The organism is Streptomyces aureus (genome assembly GCF_001418135.1).
Taxonomy (GTDB): domain Bacteria; phylum Actinomycetota; class Actinomycetes; order Streptomycetales; family Streptomycetaceae; genus Streptomyces; species Streptomyces aureus_A.
Map to the genome: position 1 here is coordinate 1 of NZ_LIPQ01000132.1, position 11,375 is coordinate 11,375.

General features: G+C 69.8%; 9 protein-coding genes, 1 tRNA gene and 1 pseudogene. 5 read left to right on the forward strand and 6 right to left on the reverse strand.

The genetic code is table 11. The features are described 5' to 3' along the window. The 3 genes and pseudogenes from AOK00_RS13075 to AOK00_RS13085 all read right to left on the reverse strand — a co-directional run. Window positions 1–342, reverse strand: a pseudogene (locus AOK00_RS13075) (cytochrome c biogenesis protein CcdA); the annotation flags it as partial. Then, window positions 339–1,130 (reverse strand): DsbA family protein, encoded by a 792-nt coding sequence (locus AOK00_RS13080; protein WP_055600484.1) that lies wholly within the window; start codon window positions 1,128–1,130, stop codon window positions 339–341. The gene AOK00_RS13080 and the pseudogene AOK00_RS13075, both read right to left, overlap by 4 nt. Before the next feature lie 58 nt (window positions 1,131–1,188). Then, window positions 1,189–1,539 (reverse strand): hypothetical protein, encoded by a 351-nt coding sequence (locus AOK00_RS13085; protein WP_055600485.1) that lies wholly within the window; start codon window positions 1,537–1,539, stop codon window positions 1,189–1,191. 163 nt (window positions 1,540–1,702) lie between these two features. Between AOK00_RS13085 and hrpA the strand changes: the two genes are divergently transcribed. The 3 genes from hrpA to AOK00_RS40270 all read left to right on the forward strand — a co-directional run bounded on the left by hrpA (window position 1,703) and on the right by AOK00_RS40270 (window position 6,267). Beyond that, on the forward strand, window positions 1,703–5,641 hold the full coding sequence (gene hrpA, locus AOK00_RS13090) for an ATP-dependent RNA helicase HrpA (protein ID WP_055600486.1): 3,939 nt from the start codon (window positions 1,703–1,705) through the stop codon (window positions 5,639–5,641). 86 nt (window positions 5,642–5,727) lie between these two features. After that, window positions 5,728–5,801 (forward strand) — tRNA-Asp (locus tag AOK00_RS13095). A gap of 127 nt (window positions 5,802–5,928) precedes the next feature. Next, complete coding sequence (locus AOK00_RS40270; protein WP_055600487.1) at window positions 5,929–6,267, forward strand: DUF6274 family protein; 339 nt, start codon at window positions 5,929–5,931, stop codon at window positions 6,265–6,267. A 341-nt stretch (window positions 6,268–6,608) separates the two neighbouring features. On the opposite strand, the gene bldC is transcribed toward AOK00_RS40270, so the two are convergent. Both bldC and AOK00_RS13110 read right to left on the reverse strand, forming a co-directional pair. Beyond that, complete coding sequence (gene bldC, locus AOK00_RS13105) at window positions 6,609–6,815, reverse strand: developmental transcriptional regulator BldC (RefSeq protein ID WP_003949541.1); 207 nt, start codon at window positions 6,813–6,815, stop codon at window positions 6,609–6,611. A 582-nt stretch (window positions 6,816–7,397) separates the two neighbouring features. After that, entirely contained in the window at window positions 7,398–8,297 is a 900-nt protein-coding gene (locus AOK00_RS13110; protein ID WP_055600488.1) for a hypothetical protein, read from the reverse strand. Window positions 8,298–8,452: 155 nt separating this feature from the next. Between AOK00_RS13110 and AOK00_RS13115 the strand changes: the two genes are divergently transcribed. Both AOK00_RS13115 and AOK00_RS13120 read left to right on the forward strand, forming a co-directional pair. Continuing rightward, window positions 8,453–9,544 (forward strand): Leu/Phe/Val dehydrogenase, encoded by a 1,092-nt coding sequence (locus tag AOK00_RS13115; RefSeq protein ID WP_055600499.1) that lies wholly within the window; start codon window positions 8,453–8,455, stop codon window positions 9,542–9,544. A 322-nt stretch (window positions 9,545–9,866) separates the two neighbouring features. Next, window positions 9,867–10,121 carry a DUF3073 domain-containing protein gene (locus tag AOK00_RS13120; RefSeq protein WP_030318267.1) on the forward strand — a complete coding sequence of 85 codons (255 nt, stop codon included), beginning with the start codon at window positions 9,867–9,869 and terminating at the stop codon, window positions 10,119–10,121. A gap of 167 nt (window positions 10,122–10,288) precedes the next feature. Here AOK00_RS13120 and purM read toward each other — a convergent pair whose 3' ends face one another. Next, complete coding sequence (gene purM / locus AOK00_RS13125; RefSeq protein ID WP_055600489.1) at window positions 10,289–11,356, reverse strand: phosphoribosylformylglycinamidine cyclo-ligase; 1,068 nt, start codon at window positions 11,354–11,356, stop codon at window positions 10,289–10,291. Window positions 11,357–11,375: the final 19 nt, after the last annotated feature.

Here is an 11,375-nt window from a genome sequence, read left to right on the forward strand (position 1 = left end):
CGACGTGGGCCGGATCCGGCCGCTCGCCTCGGCGATCCGCCGGGAGGCGAAGCCCAGGCCGAGGATCTGCAGGACGCCGAGGCCGATGATCAGCCAGCCGCCGACGGTGACGAGCAGGTCCCGGTGGCCGTAGAACAGCCGGCCCGCGAAGGAGCCGGCCGCGCCGAGCGGGACGAGAGTGGTCGCCAGACCCGCGTAGAGGATGCCGGTCCTGGCCACCAGCTTCGCGCGCGTGTCGATCGAATACGCGAAGAAGGCCGGCAGGAGCAGGGCGCTGCACGGGCTGAGCAGGGCGAGCAGCCCGCCGAGGAAGGCGGCGAAGTAGCCGATGCCGGAGGTCACCGTGCGGAGTCCGGGCCCGGCTTCGTGCCGCCGTCGGTCGGCTCGGCCGTCTTCGAGGCCTTGGCCGCCTTGGCCGCCTTGGCCGCCTTGGCCGCCGCCTCGATCGTCTCCGTGAACGTCTCCAGCGGCTGCGCGCCGGCGATCGGCCGGCCGTTGATCAGGAAGGAGGGGGTGGATGTGGCGCCGAGGGAGTAGGCCTGCTCCTGGTCCGCGCTCACCGCCGCGCGGGCCGCCGCCCCCTCGCTGTCCTTCGCGAACCGGGCCGCGTCGGGGACGCCCGCCTCCTTCGCAAGGGCCGCGATCCGGTCCTTGCCGAAGCCCTTCTCCTTGGCGCCCTCCGCGTAGGCGGCCCGGTGGAACTCCCAGAACCGGCCCTGCTGCCCGGCGGCCCAGGACGCGCGGGCGACCGCCTCCGACTCCTCGCCGAAGATCGGGAAGTTCCGCCACTCGATGCGCAGGGTGCCGTTGTCGACGTACTTCTCGATCAGGACGGGCTCGGTGTCCCGGGCGAACTTCCCGCAGTAGCCGCACTTGAAGTCGGCGTACTCGATGAGCACGACGGGCGCGTCGGCGCGGCCGAGGGCGAGCTTGTCGGAGGCGTCGCGGCGGGCGTACGCCTCCAGTTCGGCGTAGACGCCGGCCGAGGGGTCGGCGGAGACCTCGGCGAGGGAGGAGGAACCCGCGGCGCCGGGGGACGCGGGCCGGGTGGCGGTGTACGAGACCACGCCGAGCAGCACGGCGGCGACGGCCACCCCGGAGACGACGGCGATGGGCTTGGACCTGGACATGCGGAAGCGCTCCTGAGGAGAGGAAAGGGGAAGAGGACGGCGGAGGACGGCCGTCCGTCTAGACCCTCAGGACCGACAGCTCCACGGGAGACAGGGGTACGCGCGCGGGTGGCTCCCGCCCCGCCGACACGCCCCGGCCTGCCGAATCCTGTTCCCGGGCGCCGCACGGCGTCCGGTCGGCGGCCAGGGCCGGCAGCAGCTCCGCGAAGGCGTGCGCGCGCGGCGGTACGACGGGACCGGCGGCCCCCTCGTCGACGGGATGGCCCGGGTCGCAGCCGGGTACGGCGGCGCCCAGGACGACCGGGGCCGTCCCCGCGGGCGAGGCCGTCGTCGCACCGCACACCAGGAGTCCGAGGACCAGCGCCACGAGCGCGGCGAACGCCGCCGGCACGCGGGTGGTGCGGAACATACGAAACCTCTCCGGTCCGGTCGACGTGCCCGAAATAGTACGCACCCCACCACCCCGCTCCCGGACGCCACCCGTCCCCGGGAAGCCGCGCGCGGGGTCCCCGGGACGCCACTCGTAAATCGGTTCGCCGCTTCTCGGCCGCAGGTGCGATCCTGGATTCCGTATGTCTACTTCCTTCGCCGCCCTCCAGTCCGTCCTGGCCGAGGTCTCGCTGCGGGACTCCCACCGGCTCGGCCGCCGTCTCGAAGGCGCCCGCCGCATCCGCAAGCCCGAGGCCCGCGCGGCCGTCCTGGACGAGATCGCCGTCGAGGCGGCCAAGGCCAAGGAGCGCGTCGACGGGCGCGCCTCCCGCGTGCCCGCGGTCACGTATCCCGAGCAGCTGCCCGTCTCGCAGAAGAAGGACGAGATCCTGGAGGCGATACGCGACCACCAGGTCGTGATCGTCGCCGGTGAGACGGGTTCGGGAAAGACCACCCAGATCCCGAAGATCTGCCTGGAGCTCGGCCGGGGCGTCCGGGGCATGATCGGGCACACCCAGCCCCGCCGGATCGCCGCCCGCACGGTCGCCGAGCGGGTCGCCGAGGAGCTGAGGACCCCGCTCGGCGAGGCCGTCGGCTGGAAGGTCCGCTTCACCGACCAGGTGAACCCCGACGCCACCTTCGTGAAGCTGATGACGGACGGCATCCTGCTCGCCGAGATCCAGACGGACCGCGAGCTGCGCGCCTACGACACGATCATCATCGACGAGGCCCACGAGCGGTCCCTCAACATCGACTTCCTGCTCGGCTATCTGGCCCAGCTGCTCCCGAAGCGCCCCGACCTCAAGGTCGTGATCACCTCGGCGACCATCGACCCGGAGCGCTTCTCCCGCCACTTCGGCGAGGCCCCGATCGTCGAGGTCTCCGGCCGCACGTACCCGGTCGAGGTCCGCTACCGGCCCCTCCTCGAAGAGGACTCCGAGGAGAGCGACCGGGACCAGATCACCGCGATCTGCGAGGCCGTCGACGAGCTCCAGTCCGAGGGCCCCGGCGACGTCCTGGTCTTCCTCTCGGGCGAGCACGAGATCCGTGACACCGCGGACGCGCTGCTCAAGCGGCAGCTGCGCAACACCGAGGTCCTCCCGCTCTACGCCCGGCTGAGCCACGCCGAGCAGCACCGGGTCTTCCAGGCTCACTCCGGCCGCCGGATCGTCCTCGCGACGAACGTCGCCGAGACGTCCCTGACCGTCCCCGGCATCAAGTACGTGATCGATCCGGGCACCGCCCGCATCTCCCGCTACTCGCACCGGACCAAGGTGCAGCGGCTGCCGATCGAGCCGGTCAGCCAGGCCAGCGCCAACCAGCGCAAGGGCCGCTGCGGCCGCACCTCCGACGGCATCTGCATCCGGCTGTACTCGGAGGACGACTTCCTCGCGCGGCCGGAGTTCACGGACGCCGAGATCCTCCGTACGAACCTCGCCTCCGTCATCCTCCAGATGACCGCGGCCGGCCTCGGCGACATCGAGAAGTTCCCCTTCATCGACCCGCCGGACCACCGCAACATCCGGGACGGCGTGCAGCTCCTCCAGGAGCTGGGCGCGATCGACCCGACGGAGAAGGATCCGAAGAAGCGGCTCACCCAGCAGGGGCGGAAGCTCGCCCAGCTGCCCGTCGACCCGCGGCTCGCCCGGATGGTCCTGGAGGCCGACAAGAACGGCTGTGTCCGCGAGGTCATGGTGATCGCGGCCGCCCTCTCCATCCAGGACCCGCGCGAGCGGCCGGCGGAGAAGCAGGCGCAGGCCGACCAGCAGCACGCAAGGTTCAAGGACGAGACGAGCGACTTCCTCGCCTTCCTGAACCTGTGGCGGTACGTCCGTGAACAGCAGAAGGAGCGCGGCTCCAGCTCCTTCCGCCGGATGTGCAAGCAGGAGTACCTGAACTTCCTGCGCATCCGCGAGTGGCAGGACATCTACGCGCAGCTGCGGACGGTGGCGAAGCAGCTGGGCATCCATGTGAACGAGGACGACGCTCCGGAGCAGTCCGTCCACATCTCGCTCCTCGCCGGTCTGCTCAGCCACATCGGCATGAAGGACGTGAAGGAGGGCGCGAAGAACGACTACCTGGGTGCCCGCAGCGCCAAGTTCGCGATCTTCCCCGGTTCCGCGCTCTTCAAGAAGCCCCCGCGCTTCGTCATGTCCGCCGAGCTGGTGGAGACCTCGCGCCTCTGGGCCCGGGTCAACGCGCGCGTGGAGCCCGAGTGGATCGAGCCGCTCGCCCAGCACCTGGTGAAGAAGACGTACAGCGAGCCGCACTGGGAGAAGGACCAGGCGGCCGTGATGGCCTTCGAGAAGGTGACGCTGTACGGCGTCCCGATCATCGCCGACCGCAAGGTCAACTACGGCCGGATCGACCCCGAGGTCTCCCGCGACCTGTTCATCAGGAACGCGCTCGTCGAGGGCGACTGGCGCACCCACCACAAGTTCTTCGCGGACAACCGCAAGCTCCTCACCGAGGTCGAGGAGCTGGAACACCGCGCGCGGCGCCGGGACATCCTGGTCGACGACGAGACGCTGTTCGACTTCTACGACAAGCGCGTCCCCGAACACGTCGTGTCCGGAGCCCACTTCGACTCCTGGTGGAAGCACAAACGCCACGACGAGCCGGAGTTCCTGGACTTCGAGCGCGAGATGCTCATCAACGAGAAGGCCGCCGGGGTCACCAAGGACGACTACCCGGACTCCTGGCGGCAGGGCCCGCTGAAGTTCCGGGTGACGTATCAGTTCGAGCCCGGCGCGGACGCCGACGGCGTGACCGTCCACGTCCCGCTCCAGGTCCTGAACCAGGTGACGGACGACGGCTTCGAGTGGCAGATCCCCGGTCTGCGCGCCGAGGTCGTCACCGAGCTGATCCGCTCCCTGCCGAAGCCGATCCGCCGCCACTACGTGCCCGCGCCGAACTTCGCGACCCGCTTCCTCGACGCGGTCGTGCCGGTGCAGGAGCCGCTGGCGGGGGCGCTCGCCCGCGAGCTCCAGCGGATGGTCGGCGTGCCGGTGACGGCCGACGACTTCGACTGGGCGAAGGTCCCCGAGCACCTCAAGGTGACCTTCCGGATCGTCGACGAGCGGCGCCGCAAGCTCGCCGAGGACAAGGACCTGGAGACGCTGCGGCTGCGGCTGCGCCCGAAGGCCCGCAAGGCCCTCTCCCAGGCCGCCGCGGCGGCCACCGGGGGCCCGGACGGCTCCGGGCCCTCCCTGGAGCGCACGGGACTCACGGACTGGACGATCGGGACGCTCACCAGGGTCTTCGAGACCAAGCGGGGCGGGCAGCCGGTCAAGGCGTACCCCGCGCTCGTGGACGAGGGCGCGACCGTCGCCGTACGGCTCTTCGACACGGAGGCCGAGCAGGAGCGGGCGATGTGGCGGGGCACCCGGAAGCTGATCATGCTGAACATCCCGGTGAACCCGGCGAAGTTCGCCTCGGACAAGCTGACCAACCAGCAGAAGCTGGCCCTGTCCTCGAACCCGCACGGCTCGATCCAGGCCCTCTTCGACGACTGTGCCACCGCGGCGGCCGACAGGCTGATCGCGGAGCACGGCGGCCCGGCGTGGGACGAGGAGTCGTTCCGGAAGCTGTACGACAAGGTCCGCGCGGACCTGGTGGACACGACCGTGCGGACGGTGGGCCAGGTCCAGCAGATCCTGGCGGCCTGGCAGGCGTGCGAGCGCCGGCTGAAGTCGACGAACAGCCTGGCGCTGATCAACAACCTGACCGACGTGCGCGACCAGCTGGCCTGGCTGATGCCGGCGGGCTTCGTCACCCGTACGGGCCTGAAGCGGCTCCCGGACCTGATGCGCTATCTGGTGGCGGTGGACCGGCGGCTCCAGCAGATGCCGACCGGGGTCCAGCGGGACACCACCCGGATGGAGAAGGTCCAGGAGATGCAGGACGAGTACGCCTGGCTGCTCGAACAGCTCCCCAAGGGCCGCCCGGTGCCGTCCGAGGTCACCGACATCCGCTGGATGATCGAGGAGCTGCGGGTGAGCTACTTCGCGCACGCGCTGGGCACGGCGTACCCGATCTCGGACAAGCGGATCGTGAAGGCGATCGACGCGGCGGCCCCGTAGCGGGGCGTCGCCGTCGGTGCGTTCGACCCGACCGCTGACCTGCTGTACAGTGTTCCTCGCAGCCACTTACGAGGGGCTGCGAACGAGGACCTGTGGAGCAGTTGGTTAGCTCGCCACCCTGTCAAGGTGGAGGTCGCGGGTTCAAGTCCCGTCAGGTTCGCCTTGAGGAAAGGCCCGCATCGTGAGATGCGGGCCTTTCTTTGTGTTCCCGTGTCTTGACGGGGCCACAGGCCCGCCGGTACCCCGGACATCAGGGATTCGGGGGCCCACACCGGAGGTGGTCGCGCATGGCCGCGGCGTCCGCAGCACGGCACGAGACGAGAGCACTGCTGCGCGCCCATCTGGCGGCCGCGTCCCGGTACGGACACCTCACCCGCCACTGCGTGGTCTGCCATCGCCTCCTGCGGCTCTCCATGGACCTTCCGGAGCCCGAGGGGCCGGAGGAAGGCCCGGAAGAGCCGGAAGGGCCGGACGAGCCGGAAGGGCCGGAAGGGCCGGAAGGGCCGGAAGGGCCGGGGGAAGCGCAGGAGGAGCCGGAAGAGCCGGGGGAAGGGCCCCAGGGGTTGGGCGGGGAGCCCGAGCGGCCGGCGGACGGCAGTGGGGACGAAAGTCCCACCGACCCATGACCAACGGCGGGTTGGGGCAGTTCCGCGAAGTGGGAGGCTGTTCCTTGGCAAGAGTTCGCCAGTGTGACGGGAGTCACTGAAGCAGTTTCAGAAACCACTTCACTTACACCCTCCCTACACCGGCCCGATTTAATATGTGCAATTGCACCGCCCCCCAAAGAGTGGCGCCGGACACAAAAGAAGATCGCGCCAGACCCGGCGGAGTCCAGCGCGATCGTTGACGAAGGCCTGTTGGGGCAGGAATCCGTCGGCAGAGCTAGGTGTGGGCGACCGGATTGGGGGATCCGGACAGGCCCGGTGTTACGGGGTACTGCTGGGTACTACGGGGTGTTTGCGCGACCTCAGGCCTCGCTGCGCTGCTGCGGAATACCCGCCAGCAGAGCGCGAACCTCAGCCTCGCGGTACCGGCGATGCCCACCCAGGGTGCGGATGGACGTGAGCTTCCCGGCCTTCGCCCAACGGGTCACCGTCTTCGGGTCCACGCGGAACATCGTGGCAACCTCGGCAGGGGTCAGCAGCGGCTCGGCATCAGGGGTGCGAGCGGTCATGAGCGGCCTCCTCGGGAGAACCGAACCATCTCGGTTCTTTCCTCTAAATTCTGCACCTTGACCCGCCTTGCCCGAAATGGCAGAAGCGGGCCGAGTCGGTTATAGGACGAACGGCTTGTCCTCGGCACTACAACTACACCATCCGTCCAGCCACGTCGGCCAAACCGATGGAATTGCCCTCGCAGGTGTTCATCAGCGGCGGAAGTCGATGGACCATGCCATAACGGACAGTCACGCCACTGTGACGATCAGTCACAGAGCGATCAGGAGTCCTCAGACCCCCCATAGAGTGCAATGCTGAGCGTTCCGCCCATAGATGGACGGAAGGAACCCTCCCCGGACTCCTTGTCCTATTTTGGCACGAGGGTGGGTGATGGACGCAAGGGTGCGTTACGTGCTGTCCGTCACGCTTGAGCCAAAGGCCCGGATCGGGACCAACGTCCCCGCCCAGCGGGTGCCGAAAGGCCCGACACCACCCGGCATTCAAAACCGGGCAGGCGGTATCCGGACAACCCCGAAGATCATTTACACCCGTCGGACATGTCTTGTCGATACCGACCTGACGAAGATGCCCGACTGATGTCAATTCGCGAAGCGAAGATCCCTGACCGTCCGCCAGCGCTCCGCGAGCCGCCCGTACGCGTCGCTCGCCCGCTCACCGTCGCCGGCCCGCAGCGCCGCGATCCCCTCCGCCAGCTGCGCCGCCGACCGGTCCGCCGCCAGCCACTCCTCCGGGACCGCGTGCACCAGACCACCGAAGTCCAGCTCCACGAGCGCCCGCGGATGGAACTCCTCCAGCCAGCGCCCCACCTCGATCAGGCCCTCGGTCATCGGACCGTCGTCGATCGACTCCCGCAGGGCCCGCAGCGCCCGCGCGAGACGGCGGCGCGCCTGCGCCATCGTCGTCCGGTAGCGCAGCACCGGAGCCTTCCCCGCGCCGTCCGCACGCGCACCGCCCGCAGCCGCGCCGTCCGCGCCCGCGCCGGACGGCCGCTCCCCCGGCTCGTACTCCCGGTCCTCGTCCCCGAAGAGCGCGAACCAGCGCAGCGGCACCTGCCAGACCGCCGTACGGATCCACGGCCGCGCGTCCGGGTTCCTGCTGAGCCAGCGCTCGTAGTCGCTCGCCACCTGCAGGCGCACCACCGGCGGCAGCATCGCGTCGAGCACCGGTTCGGGGAACTGGCCGTCGAGCTCCTGGAGCGCCAGCCACCCCCGCAGCCTGGTCCGCCACGGACAGATCACCACCACCCCGTCCAGCTGGGCGACGAAGGCCTCCCCGCTCTCGTGGACCGGCACCGGGACCGGCGGTGTGGGCAGCAGGTCGGCCAGCGAGCGCCGCAGCTCCTCCTGCGCCCCCGGGGTGCGCGGCAGACGGGAGTACCGGGCCCAGTGGGTCCGCTCCGGCTCGGGAAACGCGGCCAGCGGCTCGTACACCCGCAGATAGGACGCGTAGGGGATGAGGACCGAGGAAGCGACCGACATGTCGCGAATCCTTCCACGGAGGTACTCCGGGAGGGGGTGATCCTGAGCACTGCTGCTGATCTACGCCCAGGTAGGACTTACTCTCTTGCCGAACTGGTCCTCCCCCACCCATAGGGAGGTCCGCAACCGCCGCTTCGTACTTGGGAGTCACCACCGTGACCGATGTGACCGGCGTTCCTGCTGATGTACTGCACACCTTGTTCCACTCGGAGCAGGGTGGCCACGAGCAAGTCGTGCTCTGCCAGGACCGCGCCACCGGCCTCAAGGCCGTCATCGCCCTCCACTCCACCGCTCTGGGCCCCGCCCTCGGCGGCACCCGCTTCTACCCGTACGCCACCGAGGCCGCGGCGATCGCCGACGCCCTCAACCTGGCCCGCGGCATGTCGTACAAGAACGCCATGGCCGGTCTCGACCACGGCGGCGGCAAGGCCGTCATCATCGGCGACCCGGAGAAGATCAAGACGGAGGAGCTCCTCCTCGCCTACGGGCGCTTCGTCGCCTCCCTCGGCGGCCGGTACGTCACGGCCTGCGACGTCGGCACCTACGTCGCCGACATGGACGTCGTCGCCCGCGAGAACAAGTGGACGACCGGTCGCTCCCCCGAGAACGGCGGCGCCGGCGACTCCTCCGTCCTCACCGCCTTCGGCGTCTTCCAGGGCATGCGCGCCTCCGCGCAGACCCTCTGGGGCGACCCGACGCTGCGCGGCCGCAAGGTCGGCGTCGCGGGCGTCGGCAAGGTCGGCCACTACCTCGTCGAGCACCTCCTGGAGGACGGCGCCGAGGTCGTGATCACCGATGTGCGCGAGGAGTCGGTGCGCCGGATCACCGACAGGCACCCGCAGGTCACCGTCGTGGCCGACACCGAGGCGCTGATCCGCGTCGAGGGTCTCGACATCTACGCGCCCTGCGCGCTCGGCGGCGCCCTGAACGAGGAGACCGTCCCGTTCATCACCGCGAGCATCGTCTGCGGCGCGGCCAACAACCAGCTCGCCCACCCGGGCATCGAGAAGGACCTCGTGGAGCGCGGGATCCTCTACGCGCCCGACTACGTGGTCAACGCCGGTGGAGTGATCCAGGTCGCCGACGAGCTGCACGGCTTCGACTTCGACCGCTGCAAGGCGAAGGCGACGAAGATCTTCGACACCACGCTCGAAATCTTCGCACGTGCGAAGGCCGACGGGATTCCGCCGGCCGCGGCGTCCGACCGGATCGCCGAGCAGCGCATGGCGGACGCGCGCCGCGCCTGAGCCGTACCGGGACCGACCCGTCGCCGGGGTGACCCCGAGGAGTCCGTGGGAGGGCCGCGGAGCGACCACGGGGAGACTTCGCTCACGCCCCTCGGCGGGTCGGGCCTCCAGAAGAGGTTAAAATCGCGATTGACCAGCGAGGAAAGGGCACCTCGATGGTTCTGTACCGGGGTATGTGATGCGCGCGGCGTACCGTAGACCCGCGGAAACAGGTACCGTTGAAGCCCTACGGGCCGGTCTCTCTGTCGAGAGTCCGTTCCGAATCATGAACGCGTGTCAAGACTCTGGGGCCACCGAGCCCCGTCACCGAGGGGGTCGAGCCATGGGGCGCGGCCGGGCAAAGGCCAAGCAGACCAAGGTCGCCCGCCAGCTGAAGTACAGCAGCGGCGGGACAGACTTGACGCGTCTGGCCAATGAGCTGGGCGCTTCGACTTCGAACCAGCCGCCGAATGGCGAGCCGTTCGAGGACGACGACGAGGAAGACGACCCGTACGCCCAGTACGCGGATCTCTATAACGAGGACGACGAGGACGAGGACGACGAGTCCGGTCCGAGCGCGTCCCCGCGTCGCGCTTGACCTTCTTCATCGCATGCCAGAAACCCGGTCCGGGGTCACCCGGCCGGGTTTCTGTGCTGTCCGCTTCCGGGGCGCCGCGGCGCCCCGTACGGCGCGCGCGGGACGCTCGGTACGACGCGAACGGGGCGCCCCCTCAGGAGCGCCCCGTCACCTCGTACCGATGAGGGTTACTTCGCGTAGTCCCCGACCAGCTCCGCGCCCGTGGTGTGCGCGCCGCGCTCGGTGATCTCGCCCGCGACCCAGGACTCGACGCCCCGGTCCGCCAGCGTCGTCAGGGCCGCGTCCACGAACTCGGCCGGCACGACCGCCATCATGCCGACACCCATGTTCAGGGTCTTCTCCAGCTCCAGGCGCTCCACCTGACCGGCCTTGCCGACCAGGTCGAAGATCGCGCCCGGCGCCCAGGTCGAACGGTCGACCGTGGCGTGCAGACCGTCCGGGATCACCCGGGCCAGGTTCGCCGCCAGACCGCCGCCCGTGATGTGGCTGAACGCGTGGACGTCCGTGGTCCGGGTGAGGGCCAGGCAGTCGAGCGAGTAGATCTTCGTGGGCTCCAGGAGCTCCTCGCCCAGCGTGCGGCCGAGCTCGTCGACCCGCTGGTCGAGGGTCATGCCCGCGCGGTCGAAGACCACGTGGCGGACGAGCGAGTACCCGTTGGAGTGAAGACCCGAGGAGGCCATGGCGATGACCGCGTCCCCCGTACGGATGCGATCGGCGCCGAGCAGCCGGTCGTGCTCCACGACACCCGTGCCCGCGCCGGCGACGTCGAAGTCGTCCGGGCCGAGGAGGCCCGGGTGCTCCGCCGTCTCGCCGCCGACCAGCGCGCAGCCGGCCAGGACACAGCCCTCGGCGATGCCCTTGACGATGGCGGCGACCCGCTCCGGGTGGACCTTGCCGACACAGATGTAGTCGGTCATGAAGAGCGGCTCGGCACCGCAGACGACGATGTCGTCCATGACCATCGCGACCAGGTCGTGGCCGATCGTGTCGTACACGCCCATCTGGCGGGCGATGTCGACCTTCGTCCCGACGCCGTCGGTGGCGGAGGCGAGCAGCGGACGCTCGTAGCGCTTGAGGGCGGAGGCGTCGAAGAGGCCGGCGAAGCCGCCGAGGCCACCGAGGACCTCGGGGCGCTGCGTCTTCCTCACCCACTCCTTCATGAGCTCGACGGCGCGGTCACCCGCTTCGATGTCGACGCCCGCGGACGCGTAGCTGGCACCGGTGGTCTCAGGCATGGCTGGGAACTTTCGTGTC